Genomic DNA, 21,338 nt, shown 5'->3' on the forward strand with positions numbered 1-21,338 from the left:
CCAACATCTGCGCGTAGTACCAAATCATCAACATACCCAAAATAACCACTAAAAGTTTGAGACGTCTTTCCATTTTTAAATCCTCGTTTTGCCATAATCTAGATTCAAGGCACGACAATTAATGTCGTCTCTAACGACTCCCACGCATAAAAAAAGAACTGCTGCATTTTATTGCAACAGTTCGTTTTTTTTCAAATGAAAAGTAGTATTGAAACAGGAACTCCAATTACAGAGCAGGTTCGTGACCGCCTTTCGACGGGCTCTTTAAGCAACGAGCATTTACCATAGCAAATATCGTCGGGAATTGCAGCCCACAATATTTGCAAGTATACTTGGACTTTTCGGAGCCCTCGTACAGCACATGATTTGCACCGCCACCCTGTTTTGCACAACGAGCATGCACCAGCGCAAAAACAGAAGGAAAACCGATTCCGCAATATTTACAGTAGAACTTGGAGGACATAGATTTCTACACCTAATCAGTCTACCTCCACGCAATTTTCATCCAACCATCTTTTTTGGAAGGATCTACGTGCAGCCCAGCAAATATCATTAATGTATTGAGCATTCATGGCAGCACCAATACCAGCACCAATAAAAGGAATCATCTGCAAAGCTTTACGTTTTGTAATATTTATCCCCAACTGCTTAGCTAGCGCCTTTATCGCCAAAACACCCGCTTCTTTGCTAAAAGTTTTTTCAGAAGCCGTCTCTGCCATTTTTTTCCATGTTGTTTTCATTATCATTTGCTGAATAGCTCTCATAGTCGTAATAGCAGACATTTTTTCAGCATGAGTATTCGCTCCAGCAGCAGACAACACACTAAAAACAAATTTTTCATCTTCGTGACTTATCGTTTCATACCCATAACAGAGACCGATTTTATGAATGGACCTCAAAGAAAAGGTAACCAAGGCAGGAATATCAACAGCCATCCCCGCCAAACCAAAAAAGCCAGCTGTACCGCCTTCTGCAGTGGCAAACGCAAGAGCCCAATTATGAACACTATTCGCAATTCCGTCGCAAACTTCCAATTTCGCATTTTTTAAATCCGAAATTTTTGAAACGCCACCATCCCTCAAAATATCACTTTTGTCGGCAAGAGCAGAACCAGCCGCATTTGCAATATTCAGCGCACCTTCAATAGCCTTTTGTGGCACAAGTTTCTGAGCAAGCCAAACAATAGGTTTAGAGACAAAACCCGAAGCTTGAGTCAAAACACCCGGTTCTTCATTTTCCCACTTTTGAATACTTGCTGATTCAGCTTTTTCATAAGCAGTTGCTTGTCTTAACGTTTTTTGTTCATCAGTAAAATCCATTGCATTACCTCTTTTCTGCTTTCCTTTCTAAATATAAGTAAAAAAGAACTGCCGCTTTTTTTGCAATAGTTCATTTTTTTCAACTCAGTTATTATTTCAACCAGTTCTCTTTAAGCCAACTACAGAAGAAATCTCGTGAAGTCATGCCACAAGCTTTTGTGTAGCCCGTCATCGGTTGATTCCAATGGACGCTTGACGGATGCTTCGTATAGACATATTCAATGCCGCGCGGTCCCGTCCAATCCCAAAGTTCACCGTCAAAATACTTCGGGTAATCAAAGCCCTCCGCCTGCTTGCAAACTCGAGAACTCAAGAAAACAAACATGTCCGGTTTCAGGATTTCAAGAACCTTGATGAAATTGCGAATAGCTTGTTCGCAGTCAACATTCTTGCCGCCATACGCATTCCACAAATCCTCGATTCCAGTCGTGCAATCCGCCGGGCGCAAGAAGTAATTGAGGAAAGCCACCTGATGCCAGCCATTGCCTCCACTCGGCAGCACCAGATTCAAGCACCGATCAATCTCTTTCCCGAAACGACCGCTCTTGCCCTCACGAGTTCCACGAGTATTACACCAGTCTTGCTCATCACTCGTAAGCACAGGAGTTCCATACCACGAATTCGCATTGTGATGCACCGTAGCTCCTTCGGGCAAGTAAAAGCTCTCGCCCACAAGCAAAAGCTTTTTATGCATCGAAGATTCGTAAGCATCCCCCACAAAGGGCATCATGTACGGATGCGATCTATAAAAGGGGATGGATAGAAAGCGAGAATCGTAATCAGAATGCAACAAACGCCTCCCTTTATTACAAACAGTTATTTTTTTTTTGATGATTCGCTTTCGCCATCTCTTTTTGATTCTACTTTCACATATTCATCAATTTTTTTCACATCATCAACAGGCATTTTCGTCAAATCAGAAACTTCTTTTATGTCAAGTCCCCTTTTTACCAATTTTTCGGCAATTTCAACATTGTCTAACTTACCATCATCAAAAAGATTGTTTATGGACTTGTATTGTTCTACGATGTTGTTCAGTTCACTAATTCCATGATTATAATCATCATAACCCATCGCAAACAAAACAGAATCACGACTATATTCCTGGAATTGTCTTTTCACATCTAAATTAATGTTCAAATTAAAGCCCAAGCATGCTTTTAAGAAAACAGCCCCCACACTGCCGGCTTTAGCAATTCCCAAGGAAGCCCCGATACTAAAATACTTACTCATATCAGACGAATACTGATACTGTTTAAAGTCAAATTTCTTTAAACCATATTTCGGATTTCGAGATACAAGTAAATTCCTAAAATCTTCAATATAGAGCAACCCATTTTCTTTTAGGTAATTTTCTGCTTCATTCCAACGTTCCTGAGTCATTTCAATGGGATCATAATATTCAAAATGAATAAATTTTCTATCCAAACGTTTTTCTATAGTTTGTTGAATTCTAGCATCAATTTTTCTTTCGTCAGCATAAGAACCTTCAAGAGATTGTCCTTGAACAGCTAGACCACCCCCAATTTTACGTCCATCACCCAAGCCTAAACGAGCCGCCAACCCAGAACTTGTTTGCTGAGTGCTCATTTCGATATTCGCAATCATCGTAACACCCAAAAGTTGTGCAAGATGTGTATACGCGTTCAAACGCTCATTGTTTATGCGGTTTATAGAATCAAAGGAAGACTCGTAATAAACATTCGGCTTCCCAAAGTACTTTGCACGGAGATAAGTATTACCAATTACAGGATCAATTTGCTCGCCATAACTATCTAAGAAAATCAAATCTTTCACATCGTTAAGTGAAAGCATATCAACCTTTGACAAGTCCCCCCTCACATCAGGAGCTAAATTATTGGAATCAACCCAATGTCCACTGTTAAATGCAGCAGCCTCGGTCATATCCACAATTGCCAACATATCTTTTCTAAGAGTCATAGAATACCCCTTATTCTTAATTTAAAACAAAACCAAAAACGATAAAAAAAAACAGTAATGAGACTAAAGTCACCAAACCTTTTGCAGTAACCCCCTTTAGCCTTCTTTTCGTTAGGAAAGGAATAAATTTCTGATTAAAATAAAGACTTAGCACCGTATCACATTCTTTTTTTGATATTGTAAATCCTTTTTCATTCACGAGCTTTTTTAGTACTTCCATAACTTTAAAGATATTATCAATATCTATATAAAATGCAAACGGGATTCTTCTCTTAGCTGAATCCAACTCAACAACATGACCATTAACAACGACTTCGTGTTTTAATTTGTTGTAATAAATTTTAAAGGGAGACGCTTCTACTTCATGAAAATCCTTATTATCAACTACATAAATATAATCAACATATTCTTTTGAGCATGGTTTTCCATTTAACCAAAGTGAATCACCAAATTCAGTTTGCACCCATAAAACATTTTTCATACAGACTCCTTATAACAATTTTTCTTTTATAATATCAAACATTTCCTTCGTACTGACTTCATCTTTCAAATTAACGCACAAGAAGTCATCAATATTCAATTTACTCGAGACATCCCCCATTTCAGCAGTATGAATCATCTTATACAAATCGAATCTCACTTGTTTTTCAACATACAAATCACCATGCGTTGCGATAAATACAATTTTTTTTGCTTCATTTAAATCTTTCAGCATTCCTAAACGAGAAAGAAAATCATTTTTTTTCTCATTTACTTCAAGCACCTCTTTGGGGTTAAAGCAAAATAGAATTAAATCTTTATTTTGACACAATGCTTTTTGCTTATCCACATATATTTTATCTCCAGGAACCGTTTCACCTTCGTTAATGGGCATATTCAATATTGGAGAAACAAAAGATGTTTCTCTTTCCAAAGACATTGAACCTTCATCTAATTGAATAAATTTACCCGTTTTAAGATATTTTAGCAATGTGGATTTTCCTGCTTTACTAGCTCCAAGAATCGCTATCGACAAACCCTGTGTAGAATTTCTCAATAAAGAAATTTCCACAATAGCTTGCATAATCACAGACCAATTAGGATTAAACAATTTAAATTCAGGATAAAATTTATCTATGATATAATTTCCAATTTTGTAAACCCAATGTTTTTGTTCTGCGGCGGCCTCTTGTAGCAACCGTTCCATTGCTGAACTTGTATCAAAATATTCTCTTAACACATATTGAAATTCTTCTATAGATAGTTCTTCTTGAACTTGAATAATTTTTTCAACGTATTTCTTTAATTTTTCTATTATTTTTGTTTCTTTTTCTACAGCATTTTTTCCCTTTAAAGATTCAGTCAACTCCATTTTATTCGCAACATCATCAAGAATTTCTTGATACATTACACCATTACGTCGTACAGTATTTACAAAAGAATTTCCTCCAAAACATTGTATTTCCCTTGCAAATATTTGCCAATTCTTTATATCTCTATTATTTTCGTTAAGACTAAGCAATTCAAATGATTCATCAAAAGCAGTTGATCTATTTTTTCCAATACGATCATACAACAATATGTGACCTAAATAATTAAGCTTTTTTGAATCAATATTTTTTAGAAATTCCAAATCCTTATCAACAATATAATCCATTTTATTATCCTTTTATTGTTTTTAGTTTCATGACATTATTTCGGGTTTTCCACCTTTGCGGCATCACCATTTACCACAATCCAAGCGTCATCCAAATATCCACATTTTTTTTGCTGTTACATTTCATAGTTCAACCTCGGTTTCGCTTCAATATAAAACGAACAGGCGACAAATGATGTCGTCAGTTGTACTCTTTTAAGCAAGGACTTCGACCCAAAGTTAGGAAACAAGAATTTAAATGGGAATGAATAAAGGAAATTTGATTCTAGGCTTACCCCCAAAGTCCCAGAATTCATCGAATCCAAAGCCTCCATATTTCCATTACCAATAATCATCATCGATAAATATACATTCGTCCAAAGATTAACTAGTCAAAATGTAAAAAAAATTGTCATTTTCTTCCATTTCCGCCAATCTGCTGAAAATACCATCCAAAACACCCCTTTTTGAACCACTTTTGGACGTTATTTTTCAAAAATCTTATCCAAAAGTCGAAATTTTGTACCGCATTTAGATAGTATTCTGTGCATTTGAAAAGGGCGACTCTTTCGAGCCGCCCTTTGTTATGACCAGGAAAACCAAAATAACAGTTATCGCGCCGCGCGCATCTTGATATACATTCAGCAGCGCATTTCGCCAACGCTCTAAGAAATAAGCAGTATCGCAAGCACTTGCCCACTCAAGATTCTCAGTAACATCGTGAGTGGGTAAACAGATGCATAACCAACGTTCGTTGCTTCGGAATTGCTGAGGCCGTTTGCGAATGCAAGTGCCGGAGGGTCTGTCGTCGCACCTGCAAGCACACCGCAAAGCGAGAGGTAATTGACCTTGAACACCGCCTTGCCAACAATCGCCACAATCATCAGCGGGAAGAACGTAATAATTGCCGAGAGCGCCATGTAGTAGAAACCGTCGCCATTCAAGAGCACATCGAAGAACTTGATACCGGCATTGAGACCCACGCAGCTGAGGAATATCGTAATACCGAGTTCACGCAGCATGAGGTTTGCGCTGTTTGCCATGAAGAAGTTGAGCGGGCCAATCTTACGTTTACGGCTAAGGATAATTGCGACAATCAGCGGACCGCCAGCAAGGCCGAGCTTGAGCGGGGTCGGCATTCCAGGAATCGCCACCGGAATGCTACCGACAATCACGCCAAGGAAAATGCCGAGGAATGCGGGGAGAATTTCCGGATGGTCAAGCGCCGTGAGCGAGTCGCCCAGTTCCTTTGCGGCAGCGGCAATGCTTTCCGGCGTACCGACCACGAGCAACTTATCTGCAAACTTCACGCGGATATCGAGGCGACCGGTGAACTTGAATCCGCCACGAGTCACGCGGCTCACGGTCACGCCAAAGCGGTCGTTGAGCGCAAGCTGCTGAATGCTCTTGCCAAGAATTTTCTTGTTCGTCACGAGAATCGTCTTGACCGCCAAATTCGACTTCTGGAGCGTAATCGGGTTTTCTTGCTTTTCGCCAATAATCTTCTGCAAACTTTCAATCGCGTCCGGCATACCGACGACATGCACCAAGTCATGGAGCTCAAGCGTCATATCGCCCTTCGGCATGTTAATCACCTGGTCGCGAGCATGGCGCGTCACCACAGCACCCGAAGAGATGAGCCCCGGAATGTCCTTGATCTTGCAGCCCACAAGATTTGCATTGTCCACACGGAGTGTGCAAGAGACAATTTCCTTGGACTGTTCTGCAATTTCTTTCTGGTATTCTGCGGCAGCAACTTCCGGCTTTTGCCTAAAGAAAACGCGCACAAGAATCATCACGAGGATAATGCCAATCACGCCGAACGGGTAAGCCACCGCATAGCCAACGCCCGTGAGTGAAGCGTCCACGCTAGCCGCCGTCAGAGCAGAATTCGCAGCACCGAGCGACGGAGTGTTCGTCACGGCTCCGCAAAGCATGCCAATCAGCACCGGCACGTTATCGTGCATGTTCGTCGTGAAGTAAATAAGAACGGTAGCAAGTACACCCAGGAGGACGATACTCACCGCAAGAATGTTGAGCACCAGACCGTGTCGCTTTATGGAGTCAATAAAGCCCGGGCCTACTTGCATACCGATTGTATAGACAAAGAGAATGAGGCCAAATTCCTGCATAAAATGAAGAACGCTGGGCTCGATTCGCATTCCGATATGACCGAGAAGGATTCCTACGAAAAGAGCGCCAGCTCCCCCAAGGCTCACGCCTTTCACCTTGACCTTGCCCAGCATGATGCCGATGGCAGCCGTCAAGGATAGCGCGAGTACTTGTTGCCCTACAGAGGGCTTTGCAAACAGGTCAATTAGCCAGTCCATTTTATACACCTTCTTTTTTTCGCACCCAAATGTAGCATAGGAGATTAATAATGACTAATAGATTATTCATATTAGATTAATAACGAAAAATGATAGATAACGCATTTGCGCAATCTGCGCCCCTCCAGTTGCTAGTATTAATATAACTTTACCGCGCTACAAAAGGCAAACAAAAAGGTCTACCCCTTACAGATTTTCGGCAAAAACTACTCCAGATACACCACTTCGCCCATTTGCGGCATAAGCACAAGCTTTCCTGATTCCTGAGCGGCGCATTTCGCGTTTTCGAGCGGTTCAAAATACGTATGGTAACCCAAGCAGAACTTGGAATGGTGAACCGTCATGTAGCGGTCTGCATTCAAGTCCAGCATTTCTTTACTGAGCTGTTCGGGTAAGGTATGAATTTGGTTCCAATCTTCATTGTACTGCCCGTTTTCGAGAATGGCGAGGTCGATATCTGCAAATTTTTCACCAATCTTCTTGAAATGCTTGCCGTAACCGCTATCACCACCAATCCAAACAGTGCGTTTCGGCGTCTTGAACACAAACGAGGACCACAGCGACTTATTCGGCCTTATCCCACGACCCGAAAAATGTCTAGCAGGTGTCGATGTCACCACAAACTTTGCATCCTCAGCCGCTTCCAAGTCAACAGTTTCCCACCAATCAAGTTCCACGAGTTTTTCGACAGGGTAACCCCAGTATTCAAAATGTTCACCCACGCCAAGTCCCGTCACCACACGCTTTACGCGCGGTTCGAGTTCCTTCACGGCCTGATAATCCAGATGATCCCAGTGGTCGTGCGAAACCACCAGGTAATCGATATCCGGCATGTCGACAGGCTTGTAAACGTCTGTTCCCTTGAACATCTTGTTCACAAAGCTTACTGGCGAGCTCTGATAAAACACGGGATCCACAAGGATCTTTTTCCCGGACAAGTTCATCAGATACGAAGAATGTCCGAACCAGACAATCCAATCACGGTCCTGCGGTAGCGACTTTAAGTCCGTCTTGACAACCGTCAGCGCTGTATCGGGAACGGTTTGCGACCTTTTGCCGAACAAGAATTCAAGCGTCGTTTCAAACAAGTTCTTATCGCCCGTCATTGTGACAGTCTTTTCGTCATTCACGAACTTCTGGCCATCGTAATGTGGTGACTGCTTAATGCGTTCAAGGCGTTTACCTTGCGGAATACGCCCAAATTTCGCTTGGTTCAGGAACAGCACGCCAACGGTTCCCAAAATAAAAAGGGTCGAAAGTGCGATAATCATAATTTTCTTTTTCTTCGTTAATTTTTTCATGTCTAGCCTGTTACCTTGTCAAAATCGTCCGGTGATTCGAACAGTTTTTTCTTGAGTCGTAAAAGTTTCGGATTCTTGTCAGCGGCATCAAGGCTTCCCTGCTTGACAGCTTCCTCGTACAAGAGTTCCTTGAAGTGGATCTTGTTCAGCACCACCGTAAGGCGTTTCATTTCTTTTTCAACCGCCTCACGACGGCTTCGGAAAAGTTTCAATCGTTGCTGCAACGTAGAATCACCTTCGCGGTACCAGTCGATATACTGGCGGATTTCCTTGATTTGAAGCCCCGAATCCTTGAGGCATTCAATCATCGTCAACCATTGCAAATCCATATCGGAATAGGCTCGCATTCCGGATTTATTCTTTTGCACAAAAGGAAGCAATCCCTCTTTTTCGTAATAGCGCAACGTATGCACAGAGAGACCCGTCTTCTTGACAACCTCACCGATAGAATAGCACATTGCTTTACCCCCATGTACACCTCTTTCCTTGCCTTTTTCACAATCGTTCTGCGCGGTATTGTCCATAGCCATTCATCCTTGGTTTAGATGTTCTCTAAAAATATAACATCTAGAGTTAGCTCTAGGTCAAGGTAATTTTTTGAAAAAATTTGCGCTTAGAAAAAATTTTCTCTTGCCGTCCACACATTTTCGTTCATTACTATATTATACTGCAACAAGTTTTTTTTCGGGCGGGTAGACATGGCAGAAGAGATGATTGACATTTTGAACAGCGACGGCACTCCGGCGGGGTATTCCCGCAGTAGGACAGAAGTCCATGCGAAGGGACTTTGGCACCGTACCGTCCACATTTGGGCATTTGCTCCTGACGGAAGAATCGTCTTTCAGCTTCGGAGCCACCTCAAGGAAAACAACCCGAACCTGCTCGACACGAGCTGCGCCGGGCATATTACCGCAGGCGACGACAGCCGACACGCTGGCGTCCGCGAACTCCGCGAAGAGATGGGCATCACCAAACGCCCCGAAGACTTGGAATACCTTTTTGAGGCGACCCACGAGAACGCTTTAAACAACAGAACGTATTTCGACAACGAATATTACGACACGTACAAGATAACGCTATCTGACGAAGAAGTGGAACATCTCGTTCCGCAGCCAGGCGAAGTAGACGACTTCATTTTGATGACGCGCGATGAATTTTTGGCCATGTTCGCTCAAAATCCCGAAAAATTCGTGAATCACCCCAAAGATTACGCCTGGATACAATCAATACAAATTATGCAAAAATAAGTTTAAAGTAGTTAAATAGCCAAACTAATTAATGTAGATTAATAAGTCGGATTTGGGTTAATTTTATGAAGTACAAAAACACAGCCATTGTTGTCGAGGGCGGCGGTTTACGCGGGTCGTATGCCGGCGGAGTTCTTGACGTGCTCGCCGACAAAGAAATCAAGTTTGGCGGGGCCTGCGGCACATCGGCAGGCGCCACGCACTTGTGCAGTTTTCTCTCGGGGCAAATCGGTCGCAACTTTCGCGTCGATACCGTACACTCCAAAAGCCCGCGCTACATGAGTTTCAGGAACCTGCTTTTCACAGGCGACTACTTTGCTTTTGACTATTGCTACAAGCAAATTCCATACAAAATTGACCCGTTTGAATTTGACAAGTTCGCCGCACAGTGCCAAGAGACCGAATTCCGCGTCTGCATGACAGACGTTGAAACTGGCCTTGCCGAATATCCGCGCATTTTGGACTACCGTAACGAAGACGACATGAACCGCATCCGCGCATCGGCTAGTCTCCCGATTTTAAGCAAAATCGTCGAAATTCACGGGAAAAAGTTCCTGGATGGCGGCGTCGCCGACAGCATCCCGTTCGAACCCATGTTCAAAAGCGGTTTTGAACGCGCGGTCGTAATCCTCACGCGCCCGCTCGGCTACCGCAAAAAGGTCAACAAGGCCCTCCCGCTCGTCAAGCTTGCGTTCCGTCATTACCCGAAATTCGTCGAAGCGGTCGCCACGCGCCACATCCGCTACAACCAGGCGCTGGACAAACTGGCCAAACTCGAATCTGAGGGCAAAGTCTTCATCTACCGCCCAAGCCGCCTCATCAAGATTTCGGACATCGAGAGCAACAAGAAGAAAATTGCGGAACTTTACGAGCTCGGCAAGGAAGACGCCCACAACAAGATGCCGGATTTGCTGAAATTTTTGGAAGGATAGAGTTGTCAAAAGGGCGACGCCCGTTCCCCGGAACCTGTCCGGGGCAGGCTCTGGCGGGCATGACAGATTGAGGAACGTGCATGACAAAACGTTAGACCTTGCGTTTTTTCGCTAAAAAACAGCAATTTACAACGCTCGTTGAAAATTTTACAACGCGAAGCCTATTTTCTCAACGCGTTTTCGCAACACGTCCCTATAATAATATAGATTATAGGGTATGCCTGAAGTATTAGATTACCTGGAATATCGCGAGTACCTTAAGGACTGGTTTGTCGAGACCAAGAAAGACAACCCGTTCACCTCGTACCGCTATCTCGGCCAGAAAACCGGCGTGGACCCGGCCTGGCTTGTTCGAGTTTTCCAAAAAGAAGGCCATCTGAACGAGAGCACCCTGCCCGTGTTCATCAGAATTTGCGGCCTAGACGACAGACGGGCAGAGTATTTCAAGACACTTTACAGGTTCAACAAGACCAAGGCAAAGCAGACGCTCTCCGAGCTTTACTACAAGCTCCTGGAACTCCGTTCCCTTGAAACGCGCGTGCTTTCGGAACCGGAACTCGCCTACTTTGGCAGCTGGGCATGCGCTGCGCTCCGCGCCCTCATCGGCATCACGAAGGACACGAGCGATATCGCCGGCCTCGGCAAGCATTTGAACCCGCCTATTTCGCAGGATGACGCCCGCAACGCGCTCGGCATCTTGAAGCAGCTTGGGCTCGTCGTGCCGGACGGCACCGGCGGCTGGAACATCACCGACCAGATTATCAGTACTGGCGGCGAAGTCAAGAGTTCTGCAGTCCGCAGTTTCCACAGACACACAATGGAACTTGCGCAGGAATCACTTGACCGTCACAAGCCTGAAGAACGCGACATTTCGAGCGTGGTATTCACCGCTGATGAATCCGACCTGCCCGAAATCAAGCACAAGATTGAAGAATTTCGCCGCGGGCTTTTGCAGTTTGCCCGCAAGAGCGAACGCGCCGACCGCGTTTATGCACTGAACATCGCTATGTACCCCCTCTCCGACAAGGTAGCCGACCCGGCAACAGGCCCTACCTCGCCCGAAAACAAAGGAGGTGCAAAATGATTTTCAAAAAGAAATTATATATTAAGGGTATGGACTTGAAGCAGAACAACAACAGACGCATGATTTCGCTGATTGCACCGCTTGCAATCGGGTTTTCGCTTTGCGCCTGCGGTTCTGACAACGTAGCAGGTGGCGGCCCGAGCGGCACAGAAGCTGGCAACGCCATCACTGCACAGATTCTTATCGCCAATGCACCTGCGGCAAACGCACGCGTCAAGCTCGTCGAACACAACAGCCTCGACGGTCAAGGCTACACGGCTACCGCAGACTCGAACGGCTTTGTCTCCATTGAACACGTCGCCGTTGGCAACTACACGATGGAAGCCACCCTTGATGAATCTGCACTTGCACTCCAGCTCCCTGTGGATGTCAAGGATACCGTAAGCGATGTTGAACTCGGACAGCAGAATTTGCAGAAGTCCGTCTTTATCGGCGGTTCGATTACCGACTTTATTGGCAACACGGACGAAAGCATAAAGAACATGAACGGCTTTGTCAAGTTCCGTGGTCTCGACCATTCAGCAGCCATCACAAATGGCAAGTTTGAAATCTTCGGTCTCCCGGCAGGACACTTGAACATGGTGATTATTCCGGCAGAAACCGCCGACACGGTGAAGGTCACTGTTGAAACGGATGCAGGCGACTCGGTCACGACCCTCAAGCCGAACACTCCGGAACCGGAAAAAGAGACTCTCCTCATTGACGATTTTGAAGACGGGGACTTCTATCACCGCCTCGCTCCCGAATACACGAATTTCATGTTCGGCGGTGGCCAATGGGCAATAAACACCGATCCAGCAATAGTAAACATCGATACATTGCCGGGCTCATTCAAAATCACCCCAGTTGCAACATACACCCCGTTCGGTGGCTCTCCATTTACCGCCGTCATTCAGGATGACGGGAACGGCGGCAAGGAAGTCCACTTTACAATCGAATTCCCGGATACATCCGCATACAAGCAGGCTAGCGCCATTGTCAAAGTGGATATCGGAAATTCTGGTGTAAGCTACGACCTCACCCCCATCGATACGATTGCATTTGAAGCATGGGGCCAAGGCACCGCAGATTTTGTAATTATTGATGCAACGCTCAAGGACGTCGACGCCTCGCTTGGTGGAGCAGCATTCACCATCGGCAAGACCTCCATGGAGCTCACGCAAGAGAAGAAGAAGTACAAGTTCGCACTTGCAGACATTGTACCCAACGAAGAAACACGCAAGAGCGCAACTACGATGGGGCTTGTATTCCATAGCGATGCAGAACTCCACTTCGACAATCTTGAGTTCATCGGCAATGACTTGCTGAACATCTGGAAATCGAACAAATAATGTCTGGAGCAAATTCCGTAACATCGAATCAAGAGACTCTACATAAAGATCTTGAAGAAGTTGTCCGCAAATACGCACGGACAACTTTTTTGCGTCCTATCGCAGACCACACACGAGAAGCATTTGCAGAAGTCGAGACTTTTGTAGAGAAATTTTACGGAAAAAATGGTGACCCCGTCCCGGCACAAGGCCGGGATGACATGGTGTCCGGGGTGACAAATGCAATACGCGATGGCGCCCCCGGTGCAAATGCGGAGACTGCGCCGCGAGCTGTGATTCTAGATTCCGGTTGCGGGACAGGCGAAAGCACAATCCACATCGCTCGCCGCTTTCCGGGCATTCCCGTCATCGGGATAGACAAGTCCTGCGCCCGCCTGAACAAGGCCGGCAACCCATCGCAAACGGCGGGCGAAGATGTGCCTGCAAATGCTTTTTGGATTCGCGCTGAGCTCCTAGACTTTTGGCGACTCGCATTGGATTACGTCAAAGCATGCAAATGGACCATTCCGTACCATGCCGTATATTACCCGAACCCGTGGCCCAAGCAGAGCGAAGCCACGAGACGTTTCCACATGCACCCGATTTTCCCGACGCTCCTTGCGCTCGGGAAAACAATTGAGCTCCGCACGAATTGGGAAATCTACGCTCGGGAATTCGCCGAAGCCGCGAGAATTGTTTTTGATGAACGCGCGGAAGCGGGAATGACAACTAAAACTGGAATGACAATTAAGTGCGAGAGTTTCGACCCAATCACCCCAGAAACAGCCTTTGAACGCAAATACAAAGAAGCCCGCCAAACACTATGGCGAGCAATCATTAAAAAGTCTAAACTTAACTAGGTCCTATTTACGGTCATTCATCCAGTTGGCGATGAACTTCAGATTGCGCGTAAAGCGCACATCCATCTCAGCACCCGGCACTACGATAAATTCCGTAAGCCCATACTTGTCCGCCTTGCTCCCCCAGTCGTACGTATAACCTAAGCGAGTCCACGGGCGGGCATCCGGTCCTGTATAAATTTTAGAAGCGCGAGCGTCAAACCAGTTCTTGAACCACATCATGCGTTCCGAAATTTCGGCATCATTACTCAGTTCGCCTTCGAAAGCCGTGCGCATATCGTAAGCCTTTACATCCGGCATATATGCAGGGCGCATCAAGTCATCTGGCTTTACCCACAAGAACGCCATGTGCGTTGCCTTGGACGTTCTCGGTTCGCCAAAGAGCTGTTTGAATCTCAAGTCCCAGTTGCGCACGCCATCCTTATGATCCTGGTACCAAAGCAACAGTTCCTTTTCATTCACGACCCAGACCACGCTATCGGACTTGACTAGTTCGCCATCCTTATAAGTCTCGGGATCGGACGTAAGCGTGACCACAAGGAGTCTAGACTTATCGCCATTCCAAGTGACCTTGTCGCTGTAATCGTCAAGCGTTACGACCGAGAATTTTTCTTCTTCAAGAGCTTCGGACGCATCCTTCACCGCTGCGGCAAACTTCACGTCCAAAACGGAATCGCGATTGACCATCGAAATCTTTTGGCCCTTGTTGTCGAGAATGTCGCAATACGGGATGCTATCGGTATTTACCGCCACTTCCGCCTTTGCAAACTGTTCTCTCAAAAGTTCGCCATTATAGGTAAACAGAGTGTCACCATCCATAAACGAGACGACCACCTTGCAGAAACCCTTCTCCGGAATCACGACCGACGTCGGGAAACGTTCATTGCCAGCCCCTGTCGTATCGAGCTGCATCTTGTTTTCGTTTTCACCGCAAGTGTAATTGTATTCCGTAAGCGTCGCAACGCCAGGCTTCATTTCGCTGAAGAACACGTTTTCCTGCTCGCTGCTAAAGGCGGGCTTTACAATGATGGACTTGCCGCCAAGCATCATCGTATGCGGGATACCTTCGCCGCAGTAATAGGCCGGCTGGCGAAACACGCCGATAATGCCCGTCTTGCCCTGAAAATTTTCAGCCTTGGAGACGCTGTCGCCTCTCGTAAATGCACAACCTAACAAAGCTAGAGCAAATGCGCTCCCCAGTAAACAAATGTTCTTCATCCGATTCCTCATCCTAATAATGCACCACTTTGGCACCAAATTAACATGCAAAATATAGTTAACTCGGATTTTTTGCTACTTCATTTCATCAAAGTAGCCACACGTTTTGCAAAAATCAGGCGCCCATTCACGTCAAGCCGCACAAAGACGGGACGATTCCACCCGGAAATATCGACCGAAGCGGACTGTTCGACAAACGAATGCCGACCGACCAAGTTCCCGATTGCATCGTAAAAACGTAGCGTTTTTTTGCCCGACATCGGAATCTTCACATTCAACATTCCATGCGACAAGTGCACTTGCATTCCAGGCACCAAGCGATGACCGAGCAGCCCGATAGTGCCAAACGAAGACGAACTTGAATACTCGACAGAGGAACTCGAAACCGATGAAGAACTCGATTCAGCCTCAGAACTGGACGAAGCGATATTAGGGCATTTGTCCAAAGTCTTAGAACGATTTACCGTAAAGCAAACGCGGTCATTTCCGTCAAAGACAACATTAAAAATCCCTTCGACAGATGCATTGCCATTATTATTGATAAAGTTAAAGCCCGTAAAGGATTCCTGATTCTGGCTCAACACGGAACGCATTTCGACACGCTGGTGATTGACATCGTCATTTGTCTTATTGGACGAAAAGACTCTCGCATCATAATCGATATACCAAATAAAAACACCATTCTTACCTTGTTTGCCGCTATAAGACGAATTTTTAATTTTCGAATCAAAGCCTACCGCAGGACGGTATTCAATAAGGTAATATTCGTTAGGATACTTCGGGTTTGAAACCGCATACGCTTGCATTTTTGAAAGAGCCTGCAAGACATAGACGCTATCTCCATTGACGATTTCAGTCGGCTTTAGCCACCCCACCGATTCGCGTTCAAACGCAGAGAATGTCGGTGGATAGCCTCCGTTTCCGTTGCGAAGTCCAAGTGCCATCACATCATACGGCAAAGGACCGATTGTCGCATAGCCATCCTCGTTTGTACTGTACAAATCAGAAAGTCCCAAAACGTGGCAAAATTCATGGATAAAAGCCCCAAGCATAGCAACATCTTTTGTACTTGTAGCATTAGGTTTCTTTTCTGCTTTCTGCGATACAAAAGCGTAGCTATTAAAGCTGTAGCCGTTTTTTGAATAAATTCGTCCAAGGACCTGTCGCAAACCATCCATGTGGTTGTAAAAGTCCTTGTTATACTCTTGTGCTTTTTCTTTTGCAGTGGGGTGCAATATGATAAACGGGATAACGTTTCCGTACATGCTCGCACGGAATTTAAAGTCACTGCGCTCGACCAGCGAATCTATAGAAGGCAAAATAAATTTGCTATCGGAATTGTAGTTGCTAAAATTATTAGGAAGTTTTATCGGGTAGATGTCAAACGTCGGCTTAAACTGTCCATTGGAGCTTTCTATAAAGTAATCGCGAACGCTGCCGTATACCCCGTTTTCCTTGAAACCTTCTTCATTGAACATCCTTGCAATAAAAGCAGAATCCAAGGCCTTGAAATCGGCTGTTTCGACAAGCATCACCGGAAAATAGCGTTCGCCAGAGGTGTAGACTTCGGGAGTGATGTTGGAACGGATTTTCGACAAACCTTCAGGTGTTGTGCGGAACATTTCATCTCTGTAGACGATTTTTTCCATCACAATGTTTTCTTCGGACACAATCGACTGCGCACACGCCAAAGAACCAGAGAACAAACATGCCCCGATCAAGCCCTTCCAAAATGTCGAACGTTCAAACCAACTCATGATAATGAATATAAATATAAATTCGTCAAAAAGGAGATGCCCGCTCGGCGGCGGGCATGACAAATCAACGAATTTTCCCTCATTTTCACAGAATGCGTCGATACAAGCAGTCCCTAAATTTTTATCTTTGGGCGTGTAAAACTAAAGAGGTCTAATTATGACGTTTGAAGAAATGTACGCACTGGCCTGCCAGCGCAAGAAAGACATGCCGGAAGGCAAGGGCACCACGGAACTCTTCAAGAAGGGTCCGCACGGCATCGGCAAGAAGCTCGTCGAAGAAGCCGCCGAAAGCTGGATGGCCGCCCGCTTTGAATCGCGCGACGCCCAGTGCCTCGAACTTTCTCAAGTGCTCTACTATGTTGCCGTCATGATGGCAGAAAAAGGTCTCACCCTCGAAGAAGTGTACGCAAAACTATGATTAAGGTAGCTCTCCCGAACAAGGGCATGCTTTTTGAACCGACCCAGGAACTCCTCAAGGCCTGCGGTTACAAGGCATCCAAGCCCTACAAGACTTTGACCCAGATCGATTCCAAGAACGGTATCGAATTCTTCTTCCTCCGTCCGAGCGACATCCCGATGTACGTGGGTCGCGGCATCATCGACGCAGGCATCACAGGCATTGACTTCAACGCCGAAGCCAAGAGCCCGGCTGTGAAGGTTTTGGACCTCCCGTTTGGCGCTTCAAAGCTCTGCGCTGCAGTCCCGAACGAAAGCCCGATCCAGAGCCTCGCTGACCTCAAGGATGCAACGATCGCAACGAGCTTCCCGAACATCGTGGAAGGCTACTACAAGAAGAAGATGGACTTCGTGGTGCTCGAAGGCGCCGTTGAAATCTCCGTGAGCCTCGGTGTTGCAAACGCCATCGTGGACGTTGTCGAAACGGGTACGACGCTCAAGCAGGCCGGTCTCCGTATTATCGGCGAACCGCTCTTCCGCTCTAATGCGGCCATTTTCTGCAACCCGCAGAAGACAGAACTCGAAGAAGTCAACACGCTCATCCGCCGCATCCAGGGCAAGCTCGTCGCCCAGACGTACATGATGATCGAGTACGACTGCCCCTCCGAACTTCTCTCTAAGGCTTGCGAAATGACTCCGGGTCTCGACGCCCCGACAGTGACGAAGCTCCACGGTCGTGAATGGTACTCCGTGAAGGCCATGGTGCCGCGCGAAGAAGCCAACGCCATCATGGACAAGCTCTGGGACGCAGGCGCCCGTAGCATCCTCCTGTTCGGCATCGAAAGCGCTAGAATTTAACGAATTAGATAATGGAAAGGTCATTAGTAGTTAGTCATTAGTTATTAGACAAGCATTCGCGCCTATGGCGCCATACTTTAAAACCAATGACCATTGACTAAAGACTACTGACCTAAATATTTCTAAAGTCTGCCAACTAAGTTCTTACAGCTTCCTACTAACTAGAAACTCCGAATTCCTAATTCCGCATTCCGAACTAAAAATGCAATCTCTCGCTTACTTGGCACGTCAACCGATTCTTGACCGAGATGGAAACATCTTCGCGTATGAATTGCTATTCCGAGACTCGCCAAGTAGCGATACCGCAATAATCGCAAGCGACTTGCAGGCGACCGCCCAAGTGCTCGAAAACATCTTGAACAGCATCGGGCTTACACGCCTCGTCGGTGAAAGTAAGGCGTTCATCAACTGCAGTCGCGAGATTCTTCTCGACAACTTGTTCGGTCTCTTGAATACAGACCGCTTCGTTATCGAAATTCTCGAAGACGTCGCTGTAGACGAGAACCTCATCCGCGCCATTCAGCGTCACAAGTCTCTCGGCTTTGAACTCGCACTCGATGACTTTATCATGAGCAACGAATACATCCACCGTTTTGAGCCGTTGTTCGAATACGTCTCTTACGTCAAGATGGACCTAGTCGACAACTCGCCCGAAGACATCGCAAAAGCGGCGCAGTTCTTCAAAGCAAAAAACATCAAGCTGCTCGCCGAAAAAGTCGAAGACGAACCGACATACAAACGCTGCAAAGACATCGGCTACGATTACTTCCAGGGATTCTATTTTGCAAAGCCCGAAATCGTAACAGGCCAAAAGATCGACGCAACATCTGCCGCCATCCTAGAAATCATCAAGCTCTTGCGCACACGCCCGACGCTCGAAGTCCTCTGCGATGAATTCGACAAGCACCCGGACATTTCGGCGAACCTTTTGCAGTTCGTGAATTCAGACGTGCGCAACAAGCCTGTCATCGAAAGCGTCAAAGGCGCCATCGTCTGGGTGGGCATGAAGCACATCCAGGAATGGCTCACGATCATGCTGTACGCGCATTTGGACTCCCGCTCATGAACGTAGAACCGCAAAGCCTAGAAAACCTGATTTCTGAATTTGCCTCCCTCCCGGGGATTGGACTAAAGACGGCACGCCGCCTCGCCTACCACATGCTTTCGCGCAAGAAAGGTGACGTGGAACGCTTTGCCGATAGCTTGATGCAGGCCGCCGAAAAAGTCCACCCGTGCCCGCGCTGCCACGCCTTCACCGACGAAGACATCTGCCCTACGTGCAGGGCCCGCGAAGGCGCCAAGTCCATTTGCGTTGTCGAAAAGAATTCGGACATTCTGCCGTTCGAACGTTCGTCTGTCCATAAAGGCCTTTACTTTGTCCTCGGCGGCGTGATTTCCCCGCTCGACGGCATCGGCCCCGAAGCGCTCCACCTGCCGCAACTCGTGGAACGCATCAAAGCAGAAAACATCGAAGAGCTGGTCCTTGCACTCGGTTCTAGCCCCGAAGCCGACAGTACCGCGCTCATGATCGACCGCATGCTCGCCGGCGTCAACGTCAAACGCACCCGCCTTGCCCGCGGCATCCCGATGGGCAGCGACCTGGAATTCATCGACGAAGTCACCATGCTTCGCGCATTCGAAGGGAGAGTTTCCTTATGAGTACAAAAGAAAAAGTCGTCCACCAGGCCCCTGTTGAAGTTGGCGGTTACACCGTCCGTTCGGCAAAGTTTGTCAAGGCAGCCGTGAGCCTCAAAGGTCTCCCCGAAGAACACCTCCCGCAAATTGCGTTCCTCGGACGCTCCAACGTGGGCAAGTCTTCGCTCATGAACACCCTCATGGGTCAGAAAAAACTCGTGAAAATCAGTTCGACCCCCGGAAAAACGCGCGAATTGAATTTTTTCAAAGTCAATGACGAATTTTTTCTTGTAGATTTACCAGGTGTAGGGTTCGCTAAAGTCAACAATGCAAAGCGCGACCAGATGTCCGACTTTATCCGAGAATACGTCGAGAAGTGCAAGGACCTCAAGGGACTTATCTACCTCGTAGATATCCGCCATGGAGGAACGCCGATCGACATCGAAACAGTCGAAAGCATCCGCGCCACGGGCTGTCCCGTGTTGGTTGTCGCTAGCAAACGAGACAAGGTGAACCAGTCCGAACTCGCCAAGGGGCTCCGCGACATCCAGCAGCGTCTGGACCTCGACCAAAAGCCGCTTTGCGTCAGTTCGCTCAAGAAAACCGGGCTCGACGAACTCTGGACCGAAATCCTAGAGGCAATACATAGCGATAATGGAAAAGACGCGACTTAAAAACTGGCAAAAGATGACCCCTGTCGGGCGATTGTTCCACACGCTCGGCATATTCATCTTGAAGCGTAGACTCGGGCAGCTCATAGCCCTGTTTCTCCGCACAGTTGCGTCCCTATTCGACAAAAGCCACAACTTCAAGAGCGACTCCCGCAACATCATCTTGCAGACGTTCTTTACGGGTATCGAAATATTCCCGCCGCTGTTCATCGTCGCAACATTGTTCGGAACCGTTACGATTATCGAAGTCATCTCCCTCATGGGCAAGATGGGCATGTCGGGCTTTGTCGGCGACCTCATGGTGGTAGTCCTCATCCGCGAAATGGGTCCCATCCTTACGGCATTCCTTATCGCAGGCCGTACAGGATCTTCGCTTACCACATACATCGGCGGCATGGTCATCAACTCCGAAGTGGACGCTCTTGCCACCATGGGTATCAACCCCATCCGTTACCTTGTCATGCCTAGCGTTATCGGTGGTACCATTGCGACCATCATCATGAACATCATCTTTAGCGCAAGCGCCATTGGAGCAGGCTTCCTCGTCACGAAGGCAATCATCTTCGTTACCGGTAATGCCCCCAACTTGCAGATTACGTGGAGCTACCTCTCTACCGAAATTACCAAGGCGCTTACTATTCCGGACTTTGTCTTTGCCGTTGTAAAACCGCTCGTCTTCGGCATCATCATTACAACTAACGCATGCTACCAGGCGCTCAACATCAAGCGCGATATTCGCCAAGTGCCAAAGGCGACCTCCCGTTCGGTTATTTCGTCTTTCCTCTACATCGTTTTTGCTGACGTCGTGCTCTCGTTGTACTACTTTATCAATTACATGAATAACCTTTCAACGCTTATTTAAAG

22 protein-coding genes are annotated in these 21,338 nt (G+C 46.6%); 11 read left to right on the plus strand and 11 right to left on the minus strand.

The window, feature by feature from the left end; translation table 11 throughout:
* Positions 1-226: 226 nt before the first annotated feature.
* The 9 genes from B9Y77_RS10925 to B9Y77_RS10965 form a co-directional block, all read right to left on the minus strand.
* A complete protein-coding gene (locus B9Y77_RS10925; protein ID WP_085491652.1) occupies positions 227-463 on the minus strand; it encodes a hypothetical protein in 237 nt (78 codons plus the stop codon).
* 16 nt (positions 464-479) lie between these two features.
* Positions 480-1,319 carry an EcsC family protein gene (locus tag B9Y77_RS10930; RefSeq protein WP_085491653.1) on the minus strand — a complete coding sequence of 280 codons (840 nt, stop codon included), beginning with the start codon at positions 1,317-1,319 and terminating at the stop codon, positions 480-482.
* A gap of 91 nt (positions 1,320-1,410) precedes the next feature.
* Entirely contained in the window at positions 1,411-2,109 is a 699-nt protein-coding gene (locus B9Y77_RS10935) for a hypothetical protein (protein ID WP_139829306.1), read from the minus strand.
* A 26-nt stretch (positions 2,110-2,135) separates the two neighbouring features.
* Positions 2,136-3,260: a hypothetical protein gene (locus B9Y77_RS10940; RefSeq protein ID WP_085491655.1), complete on the minus strand. Its 1,125-nt coding sequence runs from the start codon at positions 3,258-3,260 to the stop codon at positions 2,136-2,138.
* Positions 3,261-3,276: 16 nt separating this feature from the next.
* A complete protein-coding gene (locus B9Y77_RS10945) occupies positions 3,277-3,741 on the minus strand; it encodes a hypothetical protein (protein ID WP_085491656.1) in 465 nt (154 codons plus the stop codon).
* A gap of 9 nt (positions 3,742-3,750) precedes the next feature.
* Positions 3,751-4,896 (minus strand): DUF3944 domain-containing protein, encoded by a 1,146-nt coding sequence (locus B9Y77_RS10950; RefSeq protein ID WP_085491657.1) that lies wholly within the window; start codon positions 4,894-4,896, stop codon positions 3,751-3,753.
* Between the two features lie 644 nt (positions 4,897-5,540).
* Positions 5,541-7,205 (minus strand): putative transporter, encoded by a 1,665-nt coding sequence (locus B9Y77_RS10955; protein ID WP_085491658.1) that lies wholly within the window; start codon positions 7,203-7,205, stop codon positions 5,541-5,543.
* A gap of 206 nt (positions 7,206-7,411) precedes the next feature.
* Positions 7,412-8,506, minus strand: coding sequence for an MBL fold metallo-hydrolase (locus tag B9Y77_RS10960; RefSeq protein WP_085491659.1), 1,095 nt, complete (start codon positions 8,504-8,506; stop codon positions 7,412-7,414).
* A gap of 2 nt (positions 8,507-8,508) precedes the next feature.
* On the minus strand, positions 8,509-9,030 hold the full coding sequence (locus B9Y77_RS10965; RefSeq protein WP_254900011.1) for a MerR family transcriptional regulator: 522 nt from the start codon (positions 9,028-9,030) through the stop codon (positions 8,509-8,511).
* A gap of 174 nt (positions 9,031-9,204) precedes the next feature.
* Between B9Y77_RS10965 and B9Y77_RS10970 the strand changes: the two genes are divergently transcribed.
* The 5 genes from B9Y77_RS10970 to B9Y77_RS10990 all read left to right on the plus strand — a co-directional run bounded on the left by B9Y77_RS10970 (position 9,205) and on the right by B9Y77_RS10990 (position 13,939).
* Complete coding sequence (locus tag B9Y77_RS10970) at positions 9,205-9,753, plus strand: NUDIX hydrolase (protein WP_085491660.1); 549 nt, start codon at positions 9,205-9,207, stop codon at positions 9,751-9,753.
* 65 nt (positions 9,754-9,818) lie between these two features.
* On the plus strand, positions 9,819-10,685 hold the full coding sequence (locus B9Y77_RS16300) for a patatin-like phospholipase family protein (RefSeq protein WP_085491661.1): 867 nt from the start codon (positions 9,819-9,821) through the stop codon (positions 10,683-10,685).
* A 217-nt stretch (positions 10,686-10,902) separates the two neighbouring features.
* Positions 10,903-11,769 carry a TIGR02147 family protein gene (locus B9Y77_RS10980; RefSeq protein WP_014545866.1) on the plus strand — a complete coding sequence of 289 codons (867 nt, stop codon included), beginning with the start codon at positions 10,903-10,905 and terminating at the stop codon, positions 11,767-11,769.
* Entirely contained in the window at positions 11,766-13,100 is a 1,335-nt protein-coding gene (locus tag B9Y77_RS10985; RefSeq protein ID WP_085491662.1) for a carboxypeptidase-like regulatory domain-containing protein, read from the plus strand. The genes B9Y77_RS10980 and B9Y77_RS10985 overlap by 4 nt, the downstream gene beginning before the upstream one ends.
* Positions 13,100-13,939, plus strand: a complete 840-nt coding sequence (locus B9Y77_RS10990) for a methyltransferase domain-containing protein (RefSeq protein WP_085491663.1) — start codon at positions 13,100-13,102, stop codon at positions 13,937-13,939. Before B9Y77_RS10985 ends, B9Y77_RS10990 begins: the two co-directional genes overlap by 1 nt.
* Positions 13,940-13,942: 3 nt before the next feature.
* On the opposite strand, the gene B9Y77_RS10995 is transcribed toward B9Y77_RS10990, so the two are convergent.
* Together B9Y77_RS10995 and B9Y77_RS11000 are read right to left on the minus strand one after the other, a co-directional pair.
* On the minus strand, positions 13,943-15,157 hold the full coding sequence (locus tag B9Y77_RS10995) for a hypothetical protein (RefSeq protein ID WP_085491664.1): 1,215 nt from the start codon (positions 15,155-15,157) through the stop codon (positions 13,943-13,945).
* Positions 15,158-15,237: 80 nt separating this feature from the next.
* Complete coding sequence (locus B9Y77_RS11000; protein WP_085491665.1) at positions 15,238-16,914, minus strand: metallopeptidase domain-containing protein; 1,677 nt, start codon at positions 16,912-16,914, stop codon at positions 15,238-15,240.
* A 157-nt stretch (positions 16,915-17,071) separates the two neighbouring features.
* On the opposite strand from B9Y77_RS11000, the gene hisE reads away from it, so the two are divergent.
* The 6 genes from hisE (at position 17,072) to B9Y77_RS11030 (ending at position 21,336) form a co-directional block, all read left to right on the plus strand.
* Positions 17,072-17,332 carry a phosphoribosyl-ATP diphosphatase gene (hisE, locus tag B9Y77_RS11005; protein WP_014545870.1) on the plus strand — a complete coding sequence of 87 codons (261 nt, stop codon included), beginning with the start codon at positions 17,072-17,074 and terminating at the stop codon, positions 17,330-17,332.
* Entirely contained in the window at positions 17,329-18,168 is an 840-nt protein-coding gene (gene hisG, locus B9Y77_RS11010) for an ATP phosphoribosyltransferase (RefSeq protein WP_085491666.1), read from the plus strand. Before hisE ends, hisG begins: the two co-directional genes overlap by 4 nt.
* Before the next feature lie 202 nt (positions 18,169-18,370).
* Positions 18,371-19,234, plus strand: coding sequence for an EAL and HDOD domain-containing protein (locus tag B9Y77_RS11015; protein WP_085491667.1), 864 nt, complete (start codon positions 18,371-18,373; stop codon positions 19,232-19,234).
* On the plus strand, positions 19,189-19,827 hold the full coding sequence (gene recR / locus B9Y77_RS11020; protein WP_235003033.1) for a recombination mediator RecR: 639 nt from the start codon (positions 19,189-19,191) through the stop codon (positions 19,825-19,827). Before B9Y77_RS11015 ends, recR begins: the two co-directional genes overlap by 46 nt.
* Complete coding sequence (gene yihA / locus B9Y77_RS11025; RefSeq protein WP_014545874.1) at positions 19,824-20,477, plus strand: ribosome biogenesis GTP-binding protein YihA/YsxC; 654 nt, start codon at positions 19,824-19,826, stop codon at positions 20,475-20,477. Before recR ends, yihA begins: the two co-directional genes overlap by 4 nt.
* Positions 20,458-21,336 carry an MlaE family ABC transporter permease gene (locus tag B9Y77_RS11030; RefSeq protein ID WP_085491668.1) on the plus strand — a complete coding sequence of 293 codons (879 nt, stop codon included), beginning with the start codon at positions 20,458-20,460 and terminating at the stop codon, positions 21,334-21,336. The genes yihA and B9Y77_RS11030 overlap by 20 nt, the downstream gene beginning before the upstream one ends.
* Positions 21,337-21,338 lie beyond the last annotated feature (2 nt).

The sequence above is a fragment of the Fibrobacter sp. UWB13 genome (assembly GCF_900177805.1).
GTDB lineage: Bacteria > Fibrobacterota > Fibrobacteria > Fibrobacterales > Fibrobacteraceae > Fibrobacter.

Excerpts from the sequence above, each read along its gene's own strand:
- B9Y77_RS11030 (WP_085491668.1), top strand. The coding sequence starts at position 20,458 with ATGGAAAAGACGCGACTTAAAAACTGGCAAAAGATGACCCCTGTCGGG.
- recR (WP_235003033.1), top strand. The coding sequence starts at position 19,189 with ATGGCTCACGATCATGCTGTACGCGCATTTGGACTCCCGCTCATGAAC.
- hisG (WP_085491666.1), top strand. The coding sequence starts at position 17,329 with ATGATTAAGGTAGCTCTCCCGAACAAGGGCATGCTTTTTGAACCGACC.
- B9Y77_RS11015 (WP_085491667.1), top strand. The coding sequence starts at position 18,371 with ATGCAATCTCTCGCTTACTTGGCACGTCAACCGATTCTTGACCGAGAT.
- B9Y77_RS10990 (WP_085491663.1), top strand. The coding sequence starts at position 13,100 with ATGTCTGGAGCAAATTCCGTAACATCGAATCAAGAGACTCTACATAAA.
- yihA (WP_014545874.1), top strand. The coding sequence starts at position 19,824 with ATGAGTACAAAAGAAAAAGTCGTCCACCAGGCCCCTGTTGAAGTTGGC.
- B9Y77_RS10940 (WP_085491655.1), bottom strand. The coding sequence starts at position 3,260 with ATGACTCTTAGAAAAGATATGTTGGCAATTGTGGATATGACCGAGGCT.
- B9Y77_RS10955 (WP_085491658.1), bottom strand. The coding sequence starts at position 7,205 with ATGGACTGGCTAATTGACCTGTTTGCAAAGCCCTCTGTAGGGCAACAA.
- B9Y77_RS10945 (WP_085491656.1), bottom strand. The coding sequence starts at position 3,741 with ATGAAAAATGTTTTATGGGTGCAAACTGAATTTGGTGATTCACTTTGG.
- B9Y77_RS10980 (WP_014545866.1), top strand. The coding sequence starts at position 10,903 with ATGCCTGAAGTATTAGATTACCTGGAATATCGCGAGTACCTTAAGGAC.
- B9Y77_RS10995 (WP_085491664.1), bottom strand. The coding sequence starts at position 15,157 with ATGAAGAACATTTGTTTACTGGGGAGCGCATTTGCTCTAGCTTTGTTA.
- B9Y77_RS16300 (WP_085491661.1), top strand. The coding sequence starts at position 9,819 with ATGAAGTACAAAAACACAGCCATTGTTGTCGAGGGCGGCGGTTTACGC.
- B9Y77_RS10925 (WP_085491652.1), bottom strand. The coding sequence starts at position 463 with ATGTCCTCCAAGTTCTACTGTAAATATTGCGGAATCGGTTTTCCTTCT.
- B9Y77_RS10985 (WP_085491662.1), top strand. The coding sequence starts at position 11,766 with ATGATTTTCAAAAAGAAATTATATATTAAGGGTATGGACTTGAAGCAG.
- B9Y77_RS10970 (WP_085491660.1), top strand. The coding sequence starts at position 9,205 with ATGGCAGAAGAGATGATTGACATTTTGAACAGCGACGGCACTCCGGCG.
- B9Y77_RS10965 (WP_254900011.1), bottom strand. The coding sequence starts at position 9,030 with ATGGACAATACCGCGCAGAACGATTGTGAAAAAGGCAAGGAAAGAGGT.
- hisE (WP_014545870.1), top strand. The coding sequence starts at position 17,072 with ATGACGTTTGAAGAAATGTACGCACTGGCCTGCCAGCGCAAGAAAGAC.
- B9Y77_RS10960 (WP_085491659.1), bottom strand. The coding sequence starts at position 8,506 with ATGAAAAAATTAACGAAGAAAAAGAAAATTATGATTATCGCACTTTCG.
- B9Y77_RS11000 (WP_085491665.1), bottom strand. The coding sequence starts at position 16,914 with ATGAGTTGGTTTGAACGTTCGACATTTTGGAAGGGCTTGATCGGGGCA.
- B9Y77_RS10950 (WP_085491657.1), bottom strand. The coding sequence starts at position 4,896 with ATGGATTATATTGTTGATAAGGATTTGGAATTTCTAAAAAATATTGAT.
- B9Y77_RS10930 (WP_085491653.1), bottom strand. The coding sequence starts at position 1,319 with ATGGATTTTACTGATGAACAAAAAACGTTAAGACAAGCAACTGCTTAT.